This window comes from Arthrobacter sp. B0316-5-4 (assembly GCF_059090325.1).
This window is the reverse complement of sequence record NZ_JBNHFN010000003.1, coordinates 196,928-216,120: the sequence shown is the minus strand read 5'-3', so window position 1 is coordinate 216,120 and position 19,193 is coordinate 196,928. Positions and strand designations below refer to the sequence as shown.

The 19,193-nt window shown below is 63.9% G+C and carries 18 protein-coding genes, 1 tRNA gene and 1 riboswitch; of the genes, 9 read left to right on the top strand and 10 right to left on the bottom strand.

The genetic code is table 11. From position 1 onward, the window contains the following. Window positions 1-16 precede the first annotated feature (16 nt). The gene (locus AC5RU9_RS09540) at window positions 17-1,054 is read right to left on the bottom strand and encodes a universal stress protein (protein WP_211710798.1); all 1,038 of its coding nucleotides are present in this window, start codon (window positions 1,052-1,054) and stop codon (window positions 17-19) included. Between the two features lie 414 nt (window positions 1,055-1,468). Between AC5RU9_RS09540 and AC5RU9_RS09535 the strand changes: the two genes are divergently transcribed. Beyond that, on the top strand, window positions 1,469-2,155 hold the full coding sequence (locus tag AC5RU9_RS09535) for an FAD-binding protein (RefSeq protein ID WP_494016242.1): 687 nt from the start codon (window positions 1,469-1,471) through the stop codon (window positions 2,153-2,155). Between the two features lie 113 nt (window positions 2,156-2,268). On the opposite strand, the gene AC5RU9_RS09530 is transcribed toward AC5RU9_RS09535, so the two are convergent. Together AC5RU9_RS09530 and AC5RU9_RS09525 are read right to left on the bottom strand one after the other, a co-directional pair. Then, on the bottom strand, window positions 2,269-3,054 hold the full coding sequence (locus AC5RU9_RS09530) for an NlpC/P60 family protein (protein WP_494016241.1): 786 nt from the start codon (window positions 3,052-3,054) through the stop codon (window positions 2,269-2,271). Window positions 3,055-3,057: 3 nt separating this feature from the next. Further along, a riboswitch (cyclic di-AMP (ydaO/yuaA leader) is annotated at window positions 3,058-3,226 on the bottom strand. A gap of 174 nt (window positions 3,227-3,400) precedes the next feature. Beyond that, window positions 3,401-4,027 (bottom strand): copper resistance CopC family protein, encoded by a 627-nt coding sequence (locus AC5RU9_RS09525; RefSeq protein ID WP_494016240.1) that lies wholly within the window; start codon window positions 4,025-4,027, stop codon window positions 3,401-3,403. A 113-nt stretch (window positions 4,028-4,140) separates the two neighbouring features. Here AC5RU9_RS09525 and AC5RU9_RS09520 point away from each other — a divergent pair, with 113 nt between their 5' ends. The 5 genes from AC5RU9_RS09520 (at window position 4,141) to AC5RU9_RS09500 (ending at window position 7,611) form a co-directional block, all read left to right on the top strand. Then, a complete protein-coding gene (locus AC5RU9_RS09520) occupies window positions 4,141-5,583 on the top strand; it encodes an NCS2 family permease (RefSeq protein WP_211710803.1) in 1,443 nt (480 codons plus the stop codon). Between the two features lie 74 nt (window positions 5,584-5,657). After that, window positions 5,658-6,605 (top strand): formimidoylglutamase, encoded by a 948-nt coding sequence (gene hutG, locus AC5RU9_RS09515; RefSeq protein WP_494016239.1) that lies wholly within the window; start codon window positions 5,658-5,660, stop codon window positions 6,603-6,605. A 60-nt stretch (window positions 6,606-6,665) separates the two neighbouring features. After that, window positions 6,666-7,127, top strand: coding sequence for a hypothetical protein (locus tag AC5RU9_RS09510; protein WP_494016238.1), 462 nt, complete (start codon window positions 6,666-6,668; stop codon window positions 7,125-7,127). A gap of 64 nt (window positions 7,128-7,191) precedes the next feature. After that, a tRNA-Cys gene (locus AC5RU9_RS09505) sits at window positions 7,192-7,262 on the top strand. A gap of 127 nt (window positions 7,263-7,389) precedes the next feature. Next, window positions 7,390-7,611 (top strand): hypothetical protein, encoded by a 222-nt coding sequence (locus tag AC5RU9_RS09500; RefSeq protein WP_017198995.1) that lies wholly within the window; start codon window positions 7,390-7,392, stop codon window positions 7,609-7,611. A 126-nt stretch (window positions 7,612-7,737) separates the two neighbouring features. On the opposite strand, the gene AC5RU9_RS09495 is transcribed toward AC5RU9_RS09500, so the two are convergent. The 3 genes from AC5RU9_RS09495 to hutU all read right to left on the bottom strand — a co-directional run bounded on the left by AC5RU9_RS09495 (window position 7,738) and on the right by hutU (window position 11,508). After that, window positions 7,738-7,986 (bottom strand): hypothetical protein, encoded by a 249-nt coding sequence (locus tag AC5RU9_RS09495; protein ID WP_494016237.1) that lies wholly within the window; start codon window positions 7,984-7,986, stop codon window positions 7,738-7,740. A 197-nt stretch (window positions 7,987-8,183) separates the two neighbouring features. After that, a complete protein-coding gene (hutH, locus tag AC5RU9_RS09490) occupies window positions 8,184-9,776 on the bottom strand; it encodes a histidine ammonia-lyase (RefSeq protein ID WP_494016236.1) in 1,593 nt (530 codons plus the stop codon). Between the two features lie 4 nt (window positions 9,777-9,780). Further along, window positions 9,781-11,508: a urocanate hydratase gene (hutU, locus tag AC5RU9_RS09485; protein WP_494016235.1), complete on the bottom strand. Its 1,728-nt coding sequence runs from the start codon at window positions 11,506-11,508 to the stop codon at window positions 9,781-9,783. Window positions 11,509-11,714: 206 nt separating this feature from the next. Between hutU and AC5RU9_RS09480 the strand changes: the two genes are divergently transcribed. Continuing rightward, on the top strand, window positions 11,715-12,152 hold the full coding sequence (locus AC5RU9_RS09480; RefSeq protein WP_494016234.1) for an SRPBCC family protein: 438 nt from the start codon (window positions 11,715-11,717) through the stop codon (window positions 12,150-12,152). A gap of 3 nt (window positions 12,153-12,155) precedes the next feature. Here the strand turns inward: AC5RU9_RS09480 and AC5RU9_RS09475 are convergent, their stop codons facing one another. Beyond that, on the bottom strand, window positions 12,156-12,962 hold the full coding sequence (locus AC5RU9_RS09475; protein WP_211710815.1) for an IclR family transcriptional regulator: 807 nt from the start codon (window positions 12,960-12,962) through the stop codon (window positions 12,156-12,158). A 278-nt stretch (window positions 12,963-13,240) separates the two neighbouring features. Continuing rightward, entirely contained in the window at window positions 13,241-15,250 is a 2,010-nt protein-coding gene (locus AC5RU9_RS09470; RefSeq protein WP_494016233.1) for an ALF repeat-containing protein, read from the bottom strand. 259 nt (window positions 15,251-15,509) lie between these two features. Between AC5RU9_RS09470 and AC5RU9_RS09465 the strand changes: the two genes are divergently transcribed. Next, window positions 15,510-16,946, top strand: a complete 1,437-nt coding sequence (locus tag AC5RU9_RS09465) for an amino acid permease (RefSeq protein ID WP_494016232.1) — start codon at window positions 15,510-15,512, stop codon at window positions 16,944-16,946. A 75-nt stretch (window positions 16,947-17,021) separates the two neighbouring features. Here AC5RU9_RS09465 and AC5RU9_RS09460 read toward each other — a convergent pair whose 3' ends face one another. Beyond that, window positions 17,022-17,882 (bottom strand): SDR family oxidoreductase, encoded by an 861-nt coding sequence (locus tag AC5RU9_RS09460; protein WP_494016231.1) that lies wholly within the window; start codon window positions 17,880-17,882, stop codon window positions 17,022-17,024. Between the two features lie 101 nt (window positions 17,883-17,983). Between AC5RU9_RS09460 and AC5RU9_RS09455 the strand changes: the two genes are divergently transcribed. Next, window positions 17,984-18,361 carry a winged helix-turn-helix transcriptional regulator gene (locus AC5RU9_RS09455; RefSeq protein WP_494016230.1) on the top strand — a complete coding sequence of 126 codons (378 nt, stop codon included), beginning with the start codon at window positions 17,984-17,986 and terminating at the stop codon, window positions 18,359-18,361. Window positions 18,362-18,440: 79 nt separating this feature from the next. Here AC5RU9_RS09455 and AC5RU9_RS09450 read toward each other — a convergent pair whose 3' ends face one another. Next, on the bottom strand, window positions 18,441-19,190 hold the full coding sequence (locus AC5RU9_RS09450; RefSeq protein WP_494016229.1) for a 3-hydroxybutyrate dehydrogenase: 750 nt from the start codon (window positions 19,188-19,190) through the stop codon (window positions 18,441-18,443). Window positions 19,191-19,193 lie beyond the last annotated feature (3 nt).

Below are 19,193 nucleotides of genomic sequence, written 5' to 3'. Positions count from 1 at the left end.
GTGGGGAGCGCCGCCGCTAAGCTGCGCCGAGCATGGGGCCGAAATTGGGCCGATCGGCGAGCCGCGGATCCTCCCGGTCCGGAACCACCAGCACCGGCCCCTTCGCATGGTGGAGGACGCCATCAGACGTGGACCCAAGGAGCATCCCGGCGAATCCCCCGCGGCCACGAGTGCCGAGGACCACGAGTTCAACCGAGCGGCTTGTTTCCACCAGGACATCCACCGGAGCACCGTCACGGAGCTCGGTCTCTATGGTCAGACCCGGGAAGTGGCTCTGAAGCCAGGCGAGCCCGGCGTCCAGCTGGACTTTGATGTCCGCAAAGAGGGCATCGCGATCAAGGGGGGCCGGTACCCACGCCAGGGAACCGCTGTACTGCGGAACAGCGCAGATCACACGCAGCTTGGCGCCCATGCGCTGTGCTTGCTCTGCGGCTTCGAGCACAGCTACGCGGGCTTGCTCGGAGCCATCCACCCCGACTGCCACCACGTTCTCGACGGTCCGGGGACCAGCCTTGGCGTGCTCGGCTTTGATGTGTTTGTCTTCGGTGCTCTCCCCGAGGCGGTCCGCGCAGTACAGCGGAACAGTCACCGTGGGGCACTTGGCATGGGCGGGCAGGGCGCTGCTTACCGACCCCAGGAGGCGCCCGACGAAGCCGCCCCGGCCCCTGCTTCCAAACACCAGGAGCGCGGCCTCCGCAGAGAGGTCGAGCAGGACACCGGCAGCGTCACCGTTTTCGACCGATGCATCAACATCGATCGCGTAGGCGGAAACCTTGTCCATCGCCTGCTTGACGATTGCATCGGCGCCCTCACGGATTACCGAGTCGTCCACCGTTGCGTAGCCTCCGTCCAAACCGGAAGCGGCAAAAATAGGAACCGAGTAGGCCGTGACGATATGCAACGGAAGTTGGCGACGCTCTGCTTCACGCGCTGCCCAGACCAAGGCACACTGGCCATGCTCGGATCCGTCCACGCCAACGACGATGCCGCCGGGTGCAACCGCCTCATCCTCGCCATCGCGTGGCACTTCATTGTGTCTTCCGTGCTGGTCCATGGGGCCCGCCTCTCCACCTACTGCTTGATGTTCCGGCTATTCTGCCAGAGGTTCTCCGCGACGGATTCCCTGACTCTCCAAATGTCAATGGCCGGCGAAGGAGAAACTTGGAATCTCTCCTTCCAATGCCCACTATTCTCGGTCGGAAGTACCGAATCAAGGCGACTTCAGGCTATGTGCATAACGGTCCGGGCTCAGTTCAAACGTCGCGATATTGAGCTGCCGACGAACACGCAAAACACGACGCCGGGAAGGCTACCAATGGCCGAAAAAGTTCGGTAGTGTTCGAGTCACCGAATAGCCGGGCAGCGTGTCTCAGGACACACCCCGGCTGTTAATTTGCGGCCGCTTGGGGAACTCGGACGCGACCCCACGCGATGCCGCAGGGCACACACGTCAAGGAGGAACCAAGCAGTGTCACTCACGCCTGATTCCGGCACGGAACGAACCACCACCGTGGTCATCGGCGCCGGCCTCTCCGGTCTGGCTGTTGCCAGCGAGCTCAGCCGCTACGGGGTGGGCTCCATCGTCGTTGACGGGTTCGGATCGTTGTCCGCCACGGGGCCTTCGACCCACACGGGAATGCTCCAGCGCTGCGACATCGCCGATCCCGCAATGAAGGAACGCAGCGAGATTCTCCGCCACCTGCGCAACTACGCTGCCAACCATCATTTGGACGTGCGCAACACTACCCGTGCCGTTCGCCTGGATTTCCTGGGCGCCGACCCGTCACAGCAGCTGGGGCACGGCCCCACCGGAAGCACGGCATCGGCCACCCTCCGGGGCAGGATCGTTTCCGGTCCCCTGGAGTCCACGCCCCGTCAATGGGCGGTCCACACGGCCCACGGTGTCCTACTGGCGGACCACATTGTGGTGACGCGCTGCGCCCAGAGCCAGCTGCGCCGGATGCTGGCGGAACTTGGAATCGCCGTGGGCCAGAATTTGGCCGCGGCCATGCGGGCCGTAGGGATGCACCTTGTTGGCGTTGGGGAACTCATCACCCCAACCCCCAAAGAGGTGCTTCGGCAGGCCAAAGCTGTGGGCCAGGCCATCTCCGCCAAGGTAGCGCTACCGGCCGGCAACGGCGTAGCCATCGCGTAGCAAGGCCGCTGACCGCCCACTGGAACTTTTGCGAACAATTCTTAACGCCAAAGGCCGGCACCTTCGAAGAGTGAATCTTCGAGGATGCCGGCCTTTGAACTGAAGCGTGAGGCTTATGCGCCTGCGCGTACGTACGTGATGGGACCAGTTGCGGTCAACCAGCTGATCGGGTGGATGCCCGTCTGGTTGCCATTGATGCCACCGCTGATGGCCTGGCCGTTGCCGATGTAGATGGCTACGTGGCCGGACTGGACGATCATGTCGCCGGGCTGGGGGGTGCTGACGACCTTGCCGTAGTTCATGAACTGCATGGGCGCGAGGTCACCAACAGGGATGCCCGCGGAGCCGAGGGCCCGCTCCACCATTGCGGTGCAGTCCTGCATGATGCCGATCTGGGCGTAAGCCGAGGCGACCATTGCTGCGTTGACTCCACCGACGGCCGGTGCAGCGGCTGCGGGAGCAGCAGCAGCCGGAGCGGCAGCAACCGAAGCTGCAGCCTTTGCGACAGGAGCGGCCGCAGCGGTTGTTGCCACTGCTGCCTTCTTGGCTACAGGTGCCTCAACAACGGGAGCCGGCTTTTCGATGACCGGAGCTGCTACGGATGCAACAGCAGGGCGCTCGAAGTTGACGGTCGCCGTCGAAAGGGCGGTAACAACCTGGGTGGGTGCCTCGGAAACGGTCTCGGCGACCGTGGCGGGGCTGGAGTCGCGCTGAACCGGGGTTTCGGCTGCGTGTGCAGCGATGGAACCGGTCAGGACAAGGCCAGAGGCTGCTGCGATAACAGCTGCCTGGCGGCCAGCGCCGGAAGCGTTGCTGGCGACTGCCTTGGAGATGGAGATGAACGGATTAGGACGTACGCTGTCCGCCTTACGACGGCCGCGAAGAATGCTTGAAGACATGAAAAAGCCTCTCCCGATGCCTGCGAGGTTAGCTGTCGGATTCGGATGGGAGTCACCCGGCCACTATCCCCCGCTGTTCAGCGGAAGCATCGTGACTTCACCCCAAGGCACACTCGAAAGTGGCCTAAATTGGGTTCCCCGTCTCTGCCGTAAGGTTTGTCTGCGAACGGATTCCGGACTGCGGCAGAGCTAGGCAATCAGGCCGGAAGTGCCCGCTACGTGGAACAGGCACAGGTACTACCGTACGCGATGATCACGCCGAAGTCACATTTAAGTAACGAGAACCGGGCTTTTGGCGTGTCGCGGTAACCATTCCGAGATATTCGCAGCTACGTAGAAAAGCCCGTTATTCCGCGGAATCTCCCGCATCTGTGTCGTTGGAGGCTGCGAGTTTCTTCCGTGCGGTAACGGCGAGATAAATAACGAGGCCGACAGCAACCACGGCCAGTCCCACGATGCTCCACGGGAAGGGCTGCGATGCGTCCGCGGCCGGGGTGCTGGCGGCCGTTCCGGGTGCCGCAGTTCCCGCCGTCGGGACCGTATTGGAAGGTGCCGACGGCGAGGCGCCCGCAGTGCCGCTGGCCGCCGTCGTGCTTCCAGCAGCGGCCGTGAACGTGAAGGTGCCCTCGATGGGGTGCGAGTCGGAGCTGACCACACGCCAGACCACCGTGTACTCCCCAGCCGGTGCGCCTTCGCGGATCTTCTGGACCGCCTGGTTGTCGATAATTTCGACGGGCCCGTCCGCCCAGTTTTCGCCGCCCGCAGTGACCGTCACGCCTGACCCGATGGCCAGCGGCCTGTTGTTGAACGTGATGGAGACCGACGCCGGGACGGCAGCCACGCTGGAACCGTTGGCCGGCGCTGTGGATTCGGCGACGTCGTGCGCGGAGGCCGGGGCCGCGGAAAACAACAAGGCGGACGCGAAGGCCAGGGCAGCAACGACGGCGGCCAGAAGCGGGCGGATGGTGCGCATGGGGCGGTTTCTCCTAGTGTTGGCTTCCTTACAGACTAGGCGAATCGTCCGGAGGCCCATATCCGACGGCATAGGATTTGAGGGCACACTCCCCTCGATCCCCGGAGTCCTTCATGCTTAAACAAGGTTCTGCCATCGACCGCTACTTCAAAATCTCCGAGCGTGGCTCCACATACTCCCGGGAAATCCGCGGCGGCTTCGCAACCTTCTTCGCCATGAGCTACATCGTGGTCCTTAACCCGTTGATCCTTTCCGGGCCGGACTCCAGTGGAGCTTCCCTGGGATTCACCGCAGTGGCGGCCACCACGGCATTCGTTGCGGGCATCCTGACCATCCTCATGGGCGCCTGGGCCAAGCACCCGTTCGCCGTGGCCACGGGCCTGGGCGTTAACGCGTTCGTGGCTGTCACCGTCGCCTCGCACCCCGGCCTGACGTGGCCGGACATGATGGGCCTTGTGGTGCTCTCGGGCCTGACCATGTTGATCCTGGTCCTCACCGGTTTCCGTACCGCCGTTTTCAAGGCCGTGCCGGAAGCACTCAAGACCGCGATCGTGGTGGGCATCGGCCTCTTCATCGCGCTGATCGGCCTGGTCAATGCGGGGTTCGTCCGCCGCATCCCCGACGCCGCCGGCACAACCGTTCCCTTGGGACTGGGCGTCGACGGGAAACTGTTGGGCTGGCCAACCCTGGTGTTTGCCTTTGGCCTGATCCTGACCATCGCACTGGTGGTCCGGAAAGTGCGCGGCGCCATCCTGATCGGCATCGTGGCGTCCACGGCTTTGGCCGCCATCCTCGAGTTCACGCTTCACATCGGCCCCAGCAACGACGGCACCAACATCAACCCGCGCGGCTGGTCCCTTGTTGCCCCGACCCTGACCAAGTGGGGCGCCCCGGACCTTTCCCTTATAGGTAAGGCCAACCCGTTCGGTGCGTTTGAACACCTCGGCTTTATCGCGGCAGCGCTCCTGGCATTCGTGATCCTTTTGAGCATCTTCTTCGACGCGATGGGCACCATGGTTGGCTTGGCCAACGAAGCCGGAACGGTGGACAAGGACGGCAATATCCCTAACGTTGACCGCGTGCTGCAGGTTGATGCGCTCGGCGCGATCGTTGGCGGCGGCGCGTCCGTGTCGTCCAACCAGATCTTCGTTGAGTCCGGCGCAGGCATTGGCGAAGGCGCACGCACTGGTCTCGCCTCGATCGTTACGGGCGTGCTGTTCCTGGTGGCCATGTTCTTCACGCCGCTGATCAACCTTGTGCCGTTCGAAGCCGTCGCTCCCGCACTGGTTGTGGTGGGCTTCATGATGGTTTCCCAGGTGGGCAAGATCGACTGGCAGGACTGGGGCGTGGGTATCCCCGCGTTCCTGACCATCGCCCTCATGCCGTTCACATACTCCATCGCAAACGGCCTGGGCGCGGGGTTCATCTCCTTTGTCCTGATCCGCACGTTCCAGGGCCGCGCCCGCGAGGTTCACCCGCTGATGTGGGCCGTGGCCGCTGCCTTCCTGTTGTTCTTCGGCATCGGAACGGTCGAGGAACTGCTGGGCGTCAAATAGCCCAGTCCGCAATCCCAGACACGCCCCACCCTGAACTGCTGGTTTCGGCAGCTCGGGTGGGGTGTGCTTTAAGCATGCAAACAAGCGTCCCCACAGTAGATGTCAGCCCCACCCCGTGGTCCGGACGGTTCGACGGCGACGGCGCTGAGCATCGCCGCTGGTGGCAGGCCGTTGCCCCGCACACGTCCGCAGCGTCCGAATCAGCAGTGCGCCCCGCCGTCGTGCTTGGGTTTTGCAGCGACGCCGGGGTGCTTCGCAACAAGGGCCGCACAGGTGCAGCAAAGGCCCCTGCCGCTATCCGTTCGGCGCTGGGGCCGTTGGCCTTCCACCTGGACCGGGACGTGTTCGACGCCGGTGACGTAGTTGTGGAGGACGACTCACTGGAAGCGGGGCAAGAGCGCGCCGGCCGTGCCATTTCGGGACTGCTCGACGCCGGCAACCTCACTGTTGTGTTGGGCGGCGGCCACGAAACCGCGTTCGCCAGCTACCTGGGCGTTGCCGGTTCTGAGGCACTCCGTGGCAAGCGGCTGGGTGTCCTGAACCTGGACGCCCACTTTGACCTGCGCGATGACCCGACACCGAGCTCGGGCACCCCGTTCCTGCAGATGGCCCGCGCGGAAGCTGCCGTGGGACGCGAACTGCAGTACGCCGTCGTCGGAATTTCCGAACCAAACAACACGCGGACGCTCTTCGACACGGCGGACCGGCTTGGCGTGAAGTACCTGCCCGACGAACAGTGCTCGGCGGAGGCTGCGGAGGTCTTCGTTGCCGACTTCCTGGACGGCGTGGATGCCCTTTACCTGACCATCGATCTTGACGTGATGCCGGCTTCAGTGGCTCCCGGAGTAAGTGCACCCGCCGCTTATGGCGTGCCCTTGCCGGTGATCAGTGCGATCTGTCGCCAGGTTGCCGCCAGCGGGAAGTTGCTCCACCTGGACGTCGCGGAGCTGAATCCGGAGTTCGACATTGATTCCCGGACGGCGAAAGTTGCGGCCCGGTTGGTGAACACCCTGCTCGCTTAGCTTCGCAGGCCCTTTCCCGTTCGCACTCCTCCGTTTAGCCTGTGGGGAGGAAGGACGGCGATGGGCACAATTCCTGTGCAGGACAAGTGGGCCTGGGTGTCCGGGCTACTCGCTGTTGGGTTGGGGCTGGCCGCCCACATGGCCGCTGGCGGCAGCGCTCCGGCCGTCCCTGTCCTCCTTGGCTTCGCCGCGTTATGTTGCCTGGCTGCACAACTCCTGGCCCGCTGGGTTCATGGGCCCTTGCTGTTGCTGCTGGCGTCCGGTGTGGCGCAGCAACTGTTGCACTTCGGGTTCGCCGCGTTCGGAGGGTACTTCCCGGGCAGCGGGCTGGTGGATCACCTTCATGGCGTGGGCCAGGGCCTCGGCGATGTGCCCGCGGCAGCAAGCACCAGCGGAGGTTCGCCGCACCTTATGCTCTACACGCATATGGCGGCTGCGATTCTTACTCTCGTGGTGGCTGCCGGGGTAACCAGGCTACTCAATCGCGCGTCACTGGCGGCAACCAGAAGCAACACCGCGTAGCCCTGCGAAAGCCAAGGCAACGAACGTTGAAAACGGTGCGCCCAGGCCCCTAGTGTCGTTGGAGCGTGGTGTACCCAAGAGGCCAGGGAGCTGCCTGCAAAGCAGCGCACGCGGGTTCGAATCCCGCCACCACGTCTCTTTGGGGGTGCCAGGGAATGAGACCCAGGTCACCGCACTGCCAGTCATCTTACAAATATATGGCTCCCGCCGACTATGATTGATGGGTCGCCCTCGCATGCGGCAAGTAATAGGAGGCCCCCAAATGACCCCTGCAATGATTGCAGAACGCGAAATTCGCCTGTCTTTTTCCAAGGCAGACGAAATCCACGACGGACTCGACCGCGCCGTGGATGCATTGATCGAAAACGCAGCAGCAGACGCTAACTGCGGCATTCTGGTGACCCGGCACGAGCCTGGCACCTACACCGTGGCTCTGGACGAATCCGTTCCCTTCGGTCAGACCCGCGAAGTACTCGCTGCCTGATTGCCATCCCTGACGGCACTCGCGCAGCGAACAAAAAACCGGGGCCCGTTCCCTTTCCGCATCTACTACCCGCGGAAGGGAACGAGCCCCGGTTTTTGTTTTAGCTGCTGCCTGCGAAACTTTCGCCTACGCCCGGCGGAGAGTCACGCCGTCGGACTTCATGAACAGTTCCTTGCCCTCTTCGGTGACGCCGGGCCCCGAGTGCTCAAGCCACACAACGTTCCCGCTGCTGGAAATCTCCTCGATCCGGCCGGTTGCGATGACGTGGGCGTACTTGACCACTTCCACCGACTCACCAACTTTCAGCGTCCTCCAGTCGGAAACCGTAGCCGAGTGAGCGCTTCGCCTGGACAGGACTGCTCCGCGTGCCTTCATTGAACTTCTACCCCTTTGTGGATGTTCTCTGTTGTGTATTGAGTTGTGAACGGTTGACCGTCAAGCCCACGGCAACGCTGGCGTGGACGTGACGTACACCATAAGTTCTACTACATTTGCCACGCCCCGGTGGTTGCGTTGCGAACAAAGACCGGGGCGTGACAAATCTGCTCAGGAAATGAGCGTTTTATTCGACGTCAGGCCAAAATCCCGACGGCGGATTCGGCGGCCGCACGGACCGCGCCGGAGCCAACCAAACGGTCAGCCGCTTCCAGTTCCGGTGACAGGAACCGGTCGGTTCCCGGCCCCTGGACCACTTCGCGAAGCACCTCAAGCACGGCCGCGCCGGCCGGGCCCGGGGTGAGTTCGCCGTCGGACATTTGCGTCCGCATGTCGATGGCACGGGCGCTGGTGACAAGCTCGACGGCGAGTACCCGGCGCAGGTTCTCCACGGCCTTGCGCAGCTTCCGGGCTGCGTGCCAGCCCATGGACACGTGGTCTTCCTGCATGGCGGAGCTCGGGATGGAGTCCACCGACGCCGGAACGGCCAGGCGCTTGTTGTCCGAGACCAGCCCGGCCTGCGTGTACTGGGCGATCATCAGGCCCGAGTCAACGCCAGGATCTCCGGCGAGGAAGGCCGGAAGTCCATGTGAGCGGGCCGGGTCCAGCATGCGGTCCGTGCGCCGCTCCGCGATGGAGCTGAGGTCGGCAATCGCGATGGCCAGGAAGTCCAGGACATACGCCACCGGGGCGCCGTGGAAGTTGCCGTTGGAGGTGACCCGGCCATCCGGGAGGACCACCGGGTTGTCGATGGCTGCGGCGAGTTCGCGGGAAGCCACCAGCGCGGCGTGGTCCACGGTGTCGCGGACGGCGCCCGCAACCTGCGGGGCACAACGCAGCGAATAGGCGTCCTGTACCTTGGTGTCGTTGATCCGGTGCGACGCGACAATCGGCGAGTTGGACAGGACCCGGAGCATGTTGTCCGCGCTGGCCGCCTGGCCGGGGTGCGGTCGCAGCGCTGCGTGGAGCTCGGGCAGGAACACCTGGTCGGTCCCCAGCAGGGCTTCGACACTGAGCGCGGCGGTGACGTCCGCCGTCGCAAGCAGCATGCGGATGTCGGCGATGGCCATGAGCAGCATCCCCAGCATGCCTTCGGTGCCGTTGACGAGCGCCAGGCCTTCTTTCTCCGCCAGCGTGACCGGCTCGATGCCGTGCTGGGCGAGGAGCTCAGCAACGGGCGGCTTGCCCGCAACACCGTACAGTTCGCCGTCGGGCCCGGTCGCTTCGCCTTCGCCCATGAGGACCAGCGCGCAGTGGGACAGCGGGGCGAGATCGCCGGAGCAGCCGAGCGAACCGAATTCGCGGACCAGCGGGGTGATGCCGGCATTGAGCACGTCCACCATGGTCTGCAGTACGACGGGACGGACACCCGTGCGGCCCGAAGCCAAAGTCTTGGCGCGGAGGAACATGATGCCGCGCACCACTTCGCGTTCCACGGCCGGGCCCATTCCTGCAGCGTGGCTGCGGATCAGCGACTTCTGCAGCTGTGTGCGGAGATCGTTGGGGATGTGGCGGTTGGCCAGCGCACCGAAGCCTGTGGAAATTCCGTACGCCGGGACATCGCTTGTGGCGAGGCTGTCGATGTGCGCACGGACCTTGGCCACGTTGTCCAGGGCTTCCTGGGAGACGGTCACCTTGGCGTCGTGGCGTGCGACGGCGACGACGTCTTCCGGGGTCACGCCGCTGGAGCCCAGGGTGACGGTGAGTTGCTCGTTGGAGGTTATAGTCATGTTCTTACTTCTCGTTCATGGGGATGCGGACGCCGCGTTCGTTGGCGACTTCGATGGCGCGGTCGTAGCCGGCGTCGACGTGGCGGATGACGCCCATGCCGGGGTCGTTGGTCAGGAGTCGTTCGAGCTTCTCCGCGGCCAGGTCTGTGCCATCAGCGACGGAGACCTGCCCGGCGTGGAGGGACCGGCCGATGCCGACGCCGCCACCGTGGTGGATCGAGACCCACGTGGCACCGGAGGACGTGTTGAGCATGGCGTTGAGCAGCGGCCAGTCAGCAATCGCGTCGGAACCGTCAGCCATGGATTCGGTCTCGCGGTAAGGCGATGCCACCGAGCCGGAGTCCAGGTGGTCGCGGCCGATCACGATCGGGGCCTTGACCTTGCCTTCTTTCACGAGCTGGTTGAAGAGCAGGCCGGCCTTGGCCCGTTCGCCGTATCCGAGCCAGCAAATACGTGCCGGCAGGCCTTCGAATTCCACGCGGTCCGCTGCAGCGTCGATCCACTTGTGCAGGTGGGTGTTCTCCGGGAACAGTTCCTTTATGGCCTTGTCCGTGACGGCGATGTCCTCGGGATCACCTGACAGGGCGACCCAGCGGAACGGGCCAAGGCCCTCGCAGAACAGCGGACGGATGTAGGCCGGGACGAAGCCCGGGAACTCGAACGCCCTGTCGTAGCCGCCCTTGCGGGCCTCGTCACGGATGGAGTTGCCGTAGTCGAAGACTTCGGCGCCGGCGTCCTGGAATTCCACCATGGCCTGTACGTGGCGGGCCATGGATGCCTGTGCCTTCTTGGTGAACCCTTCCGGGTCCGCTTCGGCTTCGGTGTGCCACTCATCGACGTTGATGCCCTCGGGAAGGTAGGACAGCGGATCATGCGCGGAGGTCTGGTCCGTGACCACATCAATGGTCAGCTCTCCGGCCTTGTGGCGGCGCAGCAGCTCCGGGAACACCTCGGCGGCGTTACCCACGTAGCCGACGGACCAGCCACGGCGCTCTTCCTTGGCCTTGTTGACCTTGGCGATCGCGGTGTCCAGGTCCGTTTCGACCTCGTCCAGGTAGCGCTTGCCGGCGCGGCGGCGCAGGCGGGTTTCGTCAACATCAACAATCAGGCACGCGCCGTCGTTCAGGGTGACAGCCAGCGGCTGGGCGCCGCCCATGCCGCCACAACCGCCGGTCAACGTCAGGGTGCCCGCCAGCGGGCCCTCGGTGGAGCCGGCTGCTGCCGGTGCCGGGTGACGGCCCTCTGCAGCGAGCTTATTTCCGACGGCGGCGAACGTTTCGTAGGTGCCTTGCAGGATGCCCTGGGTACCAATGTAGATCCAGGAACCGGCGGTCATCTGGCCGTACATCATCAGGCCCTCGGCCTCGAGGCGGCGGAACTCGGGCCACGTTGCCCAGTCGCCCACAAGGTTGGAGTTAGCCAACAACACCCGCGGTGCCCACTCGTTGGTGCGGAATACACCTACCGGCTTGCCGGACTGGACCAGGAGGGTCTCATCCTTCTCCATGGTTTCCAGGGTCCGGGTGATCGCATCGAAAGCGGCCCACGAGCGGACAGCGCGGCCCGTGCCGCCATAAACCACCAGGTCATCGGGGCGCTCGGCAACCTCGGGGTCCAGGTTGTTCATCAACATGCGCAACGGCGCTTCGGTCTGCCACGACTTGGCAGTAAGTTCAGTACCTCGAGCGGCCTTGACCGGACGGGCACCAGTGGTGAAATCGGCGGGTGCCATGGTGACTCCTTCGTCTGTGGAAAGTGTGTGGTGGAAAGATCTTCTGCTTCTACTAAAGCCCCTTTGCCAGGCGGCCGGAATGGCTTTTCGAGTGGTGCTGTCCGGTATTTCAGACATGTGCCCTTGCTTTCCCTGGGGTGCCCGAGAGGATAGAAGGGAGCCCGCGAGCCCTCGCATTTGCGCGGCAACGAGAGCATGCTGGACCCATGGGAACGTTCCGCGTGTCCACCCTCGTCGCAGCATCACCAGAGCGCGTCTTCGCGACCTGGACGGATCCGGACCGGTTTCACGAGTGGATCGGCGGGGTCACCCGCGTGACCGATCTGGAAGGTTCGATGGACGTGCCCGGCAGCCGCTACACGGTGTGGTTTGGGCGCATGGCCAGCCCCACCGAAATCCTTGCGGTGGAGCGGCCCCGGCACATCCGGACCCGTTTCGGCAACACAATCCTGAAGGGCGAATCGGACGTCACGTTCGTGCCGGAGGGCAAAGGGACGCGGATCAACCAGGAGTTTGTGACCCGGGGGTTCATTGCGGGGATCTTCGGGCGGCTTTTCGCGATGGGGTCGTATCGGGGCAGCTTCAAAGGTGAGCTGGAGGCCTTTCGCAAACTGGTCGAGCTCGAGGCCCGGGACCACAAGTAAGGCTTAGCCTGCAGGGCGGCCGTGGATCCTCACCGACAGTTCGTCCGCCGCTTTCCGGATGCGGGCGGCAAGGACCGGCCACTGCTCAGCCGGCACTTTGTCCTCCAGGAACGTGACGGCGACTGCCGCCGTCGGCCATCCCACATGGTCGGTTACGGCGGCGGCGATCGAACCGAACCCTGGGGTGATTTCGCCGTTTTCCGTGGCGTAGCCGCGTTGCCTCACCTGGTCGAGATGGGACGACAAGGCAGAGTACTTCATGATGGGGAACTCGACTTCGTGCCGGGAGGTGAAAGCCGCCGCGTTTGGGTAGAGGGCCCGTACCTGCGACTTGGGCAGCGCGGCAAGGATGGCGCGGCCGGAGGCCGTGAGGTGGCTGGGAAGGCGGACGCCGACGTCGGTTACCAGGCTGGGGCGGTTCTTGGCGCGTTCCTCCACGATGTAGAGGACGTCGCGACCGTGGAGCACAGCGAGGTGCGCGCTTTCGCCGATGACGTCAACCAGCGAGGCGAGCATGGGCCGGCCAAGCCGGGAAAGTGGTTCCTGGCGCGAGTATGCCGAACTGAGTTCGAAGGCGCTGATGCCCAGCCCGTAGCGCTGTTCCTCGTGCAGGTGAAGGACGAAGCCGTTGGCTTCCATGACGCCGAGCAAGTGATACACGCTTGACCGCGGCAGGCCGAGAGCTGTGGCAATATTCGACGCCGCCATGGGACCCCGGCGCGAGGCCAGCAGTTTCAGGATCCGCAGGGTGTTCTCGGCAGCCGGGACCTTGGACGTGGCCTTCCCTGGCGCTACTGGCGTGGTTGTCATGGTTCCTCACTGCTCAACTTGTCCGGGAGCCCCGAACCGGAACTGTCCGGTATCCCGTACTCAAGCGTGCACCCTGACCACCGCATCATCCAACCAGCCGGGGCTGATCAATGTCTGGGATTCCGGACGCAGACCGGTTCGCAACCGGGCCTAATGCTTGGTGTGAACTTCCACCCTTACGGGCGCGGAGAGGTAGGCCCACGAATCTTGCGGCGCGGCAGTCCGCCCGATCCCGTCCGGGATGGACGACCCGAACCTCCAGGCCCTGATAACGGCCCCTACGCTGAAGCTCCGCCCTTACGCCTAAGTAGGAACGTGATGGCCCCGGCCGCGGCCAGAATCAGCAGCACGATCAAGCCGATGGTCCAGCCGCCCATTCCGGTGGACGATGCAGCCAGTGGGGCGGATGCTTCCTGGGATTGTGAGTCAACCGTCGTAGGGTCCTGCGCAGCGGACGCGGCTGGCGGCACGGAGATACTCGGCATTGCCGAAGGAGTCTCGGCGGGCGTGCCTGCGTTGTCCACGTTGGTTTCGGGTTCGGTAAATCCGCCGGCGGGGGCATTCCCGAGCGGCCACGGAACGATGTTCGGCGCCACCGCGGAGCTTTGTGAGGTATCAACGTGTCCAACGGAACCCTGCCGCGCAGCTTCAGCCTGCCGCGCAGCTTCGGCGGCCTTTGCAGCGTCAGCTGCCTTGCCGGCGTCGACCTTTGCTTTGTCCGCCAGCCCGGCGAGTTCTGCGATCATGGCGTCGATCGATGCGACGTGGGCGGAAGTGGCCTGGTCGCGCTGGGCAGCTGCAAATCGCCCCACCATGGCGAAGGCCTGAAGGTCCGCGCGGCTGCCGTCCAAGGCCACGTTGGCAGCTGCGCGCAGTTCCAGGCCCGCCTTATCCAAGGACTGGAAGGCCAGTATGCGGTTGTCCAACTCCTGGGCAACAGCGAAACCGTGCTCAAGGAAGTAGCGGACATCTGCGTGGTTGGCAGAGCCGAGGGCGGCATCTGCTGCTTTGTTGACTTCACTGCCGCCGAGGGCCAGAAGTTGGTAGACGCGCTGACGGTCGGTCCCAAACGCCGAGACTCCGTTGGAATCCCGCTTACTTGCTTCAGCGTGGCCCGTGGAAATGAATGCCCGGATGGCGTCGTCGCCGCCCAAGAGTGCAGTTTCGGCGGCCTTCTTCACCTCCGGCGTGCCCACCAGCGCAAGGTCCAGTGTTGCCTGACGTGCGTCCTTGAGCAGCTCGCGGAGGTCTGCATCCGGCACCGTCAGGGTCGCCAGCAGTTCGGGGAGTTCCCTGGCCGCCTTGGCGAACGCTTCCCTGAACGGCTTTTCAGTAACCAAGGCAGCGTTGTCAGCGACAGCGCGCGGCGCAGCCTGGGTGGTAAGGAGATCCCAATCGGCAAGGAGCCGGGCCTTGTCCGCCGCCCTTGCGGCCGTTGCTGTGCCTCGTGCCTTTTCGACGGCGGCACTCGCCCGGTCCGCGACAGCTGCGGTGCCGTTGGGGTTGGCTGCGATGTCCGCTGTGACCTGCTGGAGGAGTGCGGAGACTGCTGCCGACTCAGTGTGATGGTCGGCCTCGACGAACTGCCCGTAGCGGAGGAAGTCAGCGACGATTTCAGAGTCGTTAGCTGCCAAAGACGATTTGGCTCCAGCAGAAACAGCAGGATTCGCTGAGCTGATAAGACCGTAGGCCGCTTGCCTGTCCGTCATCTTTGCCTTGTCCCGCCAACCGGCAAGCACAAAATTTTCCACGGCTTCCTCGCCTTCGTCCAGGCTTTTGGAAGCCTCGCGTTCAACGTGGATATTGCCGTAGTGAAGGAAATAAGTGGCTACAGTCCGCAGGTCAACTTTCCATGTCCCGGCCCAGCCTTCGGCAAGGAATGCGTCGATCAGTGCGGGATCATTCGTGGCCAGGATGTCCTTTGCCTTCAACCGCACATGTTCACTCCCCCGCTTAGTCAGCTCGGTGACCAACTGCTTGCGGTCTGCTGCCAGGGGGACGTCCTGGCCGCCGTCGAGAAATGTTTGGATCGCAACAGCACCGCCTGCCAAGGCCGTCGCAGCGGCGGCGCGGGTTGCCGGCCCACCAGTCCTCCACAATCTCAGAACCCCTGCGGCATCCACGGCCCGCTCCACGTAGGGCAGCGGCGCCTGCGAGGCGTCCGGCACCTCGAAATCGGGAAGGTCGTAGGCCTGCGCCGGAGCGGCGAAGAGCAAAGAAGCTGTTGCCAGGACTGCAACTACGGCAGCGGCCCAGCGGCGTCGCGGACGACGAAGTGCAGAGATCAAGAGTCCCCCAAAGATGGATGCGATGGCAGCTCTTAATCAAAGGGGGGCGACGCATGGAGCGAGGGATGCCTGACCGGAATGATGTGCTGTCCGCGGTCATCATATCCGACCGAGGACTATGACTTTGACCGCTGGCAAAATGCGCCCTCCGACGACTGTCTGCGATGAAAGACACCAAAGCCCCGTGAGTCCGATCACAAGGCGCCTAAAAGTGATCTGCTGGATAGCGATCCCCTCCCAAAGACGAGAAGGTTTTACTATGCAACAAACCAAGCTGGCTGCGGAGAGCTCTGTGCTCCAAGCCGCGGGTACGGCGCTCAGCCGAGGCCTCAACGTCCGCCACATCCGCTTCATGGCACTCGGATCCGCGATCGGCACGGGCCTCTTCTACGGCTCCGCCTCCGCTATCCAAAAGGCAGGCCCAGCGGTCCTGCTGGCCTACATCATCGGCGGCGCAGCCGTGTTCGTGGTGATGCGCGCGCTCGGCGAAATGGCCGTTCGACACCCCGTGTCCGGTTCCTTTGGCCAGTACGCCAGCCGCTATCTTGGCCCGTTCGCCGGCTTTGTGACCGGGTGGACCTACGTGTTCGAAATGGCGATTGTAGCCATCGCCGACGTCACGGCCTTCAGTATCTATATGGGCTTCTGGTTCCCACAGGTGGACAGATGGATCTGGGTGCTTGCGATCATCTTGTTCCTGGGCGCCATGAACCTGCTCAGCGTGAAGGTGTTCGGTGAGCTCGAGTTCTGGTTCTCGCTCATTAAGGTGGTGGCGATTATCGCCATGATCGTTGGCGGTGCGGCGATCGTCGTGTTCGGCTTCCAAACGGGCGACGGCGGCGCCGTGGCACCGGGACTGGGGAACCTCGTGAACCACGGCGGTTTGTTCCCGAACGGTTTCGAGGGGCTCCTGGCTGCGTTCGCCGTCGTGATGTTCGCGTTCGGTGGGATCGAAACGATCGGCATCACCGCCGGCGAAGCGGCCGACCCAAAGAAGGTCATTCCCCAGGCGGTCAATACAGTGCCCGTCCGCGTCCTGCTTTTCTACGTACTGACGCTCGGTGTGCTGATGAGCATCTTCCCGTGGAACGAGATCGGCAGCAGCGGCAGCCCATTCGTGCAGATTTTTGACGGCCTGGGCATCCCGGCTGCGCCGCATATCCTCAACGCCGTCGTGATCACAGCGGCCCTTTCGGCGATCAACAGCGACATCTTCGGAGCCGGTCGTATCCTCTTCGGACTGGCCCAGCAGGGGCACGCTCCCAAGAGCTTCGGCAAGATCTCCCGGCACGGAGTGCCGTGGATGACGGTAGTGATGATGGGCGGCATCCTGCTGGTGGGCGTCGTGTTGAACGCAGTCATCCCAGAGGACGTGTTTGTGCTCATCGCGTCCATCGCAACCTTCGCCACGGTGTGGGTTTGGGTGATGATCCTTGCTTCACACGTCGCGATGAAGCGGGAGATCAAGCGCAAGGGGCTGCCGGCGTCGGAATTTGGTTCACCACTGTGGCCGACTGCCTCGATCCTGACCATGGCGTTCATGGCCATGGTGATCGTGATCCTGGGGGTCTTCGAGGACACCCGGGTTGCGCTCTACGTTGGCGGAACCTGGCTGGCGCTCCTGTTCGTGGCGTACAAGCTGTGGGTCCGTGGGGATGGCCTGCGCCGCGCTGAGCTGGTGGACGAGACCGCCTGATTCCCTGCGCCCAGAGTGCAGTTAATGCCAATGTTCACGCGGAACATTGGCATTAACTGTCATCTCGCGGACTTCCTAGGCGGTTGCGGCGGAACGGATGGCGTCGGCCAAGGGGGTAGACGGGCGTCCGATCAGCTTGCTCAGGTCGCCGCCGGTCACCAGGAGATCTCCCCGGGCAATGCCCAGATCGGAGTCGGCCAGGATCTCCGCGAAGGCTTCCGGAACGCCAACGCTTGTCAGCAGCCCCGCGTACTCAGCCGCGGGCAGGTTGTTGTAAGTGATGGTTTGGCCGGAAGCGGCGGTGATTTCAGCAGCGAGCTCCTCCAGGGTGAAAGCGTGGTCTCCACCGAGCTCATACACTTTTCCGGCCTGGTTGTCAGCGACCAGGACCGCCGCAGCCGCATGAGCATAGTCGGCGCGGGTTGCACCACTGACCTTGCCATTTCCTGCGCTACCCGCAAGCGCCCCCTGGGCCAGCGTGCCCGGCAGTTGCTCGGTGTAGTTCTCCAAGTACCAGCCGTTCCGCAGGAGCACGAACGGGACGCCGGACTCCTTGAGGATGGCCTCGGTAGCCTGGTGCTCGGCCGCAAGTTTCATTCCGGTGGTTTCAGCGTTGGCGATGCTGGTGTAAGCGAGAAGCTCCACGCCTTCCGCCTTGGCTGCTTCAATCACTGTACGGTGCTGCTCCACGCGCTGGCCCACGGCGCTGCCGGAGATCAGCAGGACCTTGCTGGCACCTTTCAGTGCTTCTGTAACGGAAGCGGCGTCTTCGTAATCCATTGCCCTGACCTGAACGCCGCGGTCCGCGAAATCGGCCAGCTTCTCGATCGAACGGCCTGCAGCAATGATGGTCTCCGCGGGGACGTTGCGCTCCAGGAGTGCCTCTACTACGTGACGGCCCAGCTGTCCGGTTGCTCCAGTGATGACGATGCTCATGGTGTTCCTCTCCAAGGTTTTTGCTCTGTCATGCTGGTCAACGAGCCACCAATCCAGAAACTTCCCAAAAGAGAGTACGCACTTTAAGGTAAGGTACTGACATGAAAGTAAGTACCGTTCCCGCTCCGCTTCCAGCGAGTATCGCCGACGGCGTGTTTCCCGCCGGCTGTCCCAGCCGCACGGTGCTGGACCACATCACGAGCAAGTGGGGCGTGCTCATTCTGCTGTCACTCTCCGAGGGCGAACAGCGGTGGAGCGAACTTCGACGCCGGGCAGACGGAATCAGCGAGAAAATGCTGGCCCAAACCCTCAAAACACTCGAAAAGGACGGCCTCGTCCGCCGCGACGCCCAGCCTGTCATCCCGCCCCGGGTGGATTACAGCCTGACCGACCGCGGCCGGGAGCTTACCGGCCACCTCATTCCACTGGTCACCTGGGCCTACGAGAACGCCGAGGCGATCATCGGCGGCGAAAGCTAGCCCGGCTCCGACCGCCGAAACTACAGTTAATGCCAATGTTCGCGTCGAACATTGGCATTAACTGGCATCTCGCGGGGGTCTACCGGGCCGACCACCCACCGTCCATGGTGTAGCTCGCGCCGGTGACCATACCGGCGTCGTCGGAGGCCATCCAGGCTGCCAGCGACGCAACTTCCTCCACCTCTACCAGCCGTTTCACTGCCGATTCCGTCAGCATCACCTTGGCCAGGACCTCGGCCTCGGGGATGCCATGGAGCCGGGCCTGGTCGGCAATTTGCCGCTCCACCAAGGGCGTCCGGACATAGCCGGGGTTGATGCAGTTGGAGGTGACCCCGTGCTCGCCGCCTTCCAAGGCAGTGACCTTGCTGAGCCCCTCGAGGCCGTGCTTGGCGGACACGTAGGCGCTCTTGTAGGCCGACGCCCGGAGTCCGTGGACCGAGGAGACGTTGATGATGCGGCCGAACCCGTTGGCGTACATGTGCGGGAGCGCGGCCCTAATGAGGAGGAACGGCGCCTCCAGCATCAGGGCTAGGATCCGCCGGAACTCCGCGGGTTCGAACTCCTCGATCGGCGCAACTTTCTGGATGCCCGCGTTGTTGACCAGGATGTCGCAGTCCAGGCTCAGGGCCGCCAGTGCGTCGACGTCCAACAGGTCCACCGTCCACGCCGTGCCGCCCAGCTCATCGGCGAGGGCCGCAGCTCCGGAGGCATCGACGTCGGCCACTACAACTTTCGCCCCACGGGCGGCGAGGGCCCGGGCACAGGCTGCCCCGATTCCGCTCGCACCACCGGTCACCAATGCTTTGCGTCCGTTCAAGGAGTTGTCCATCAA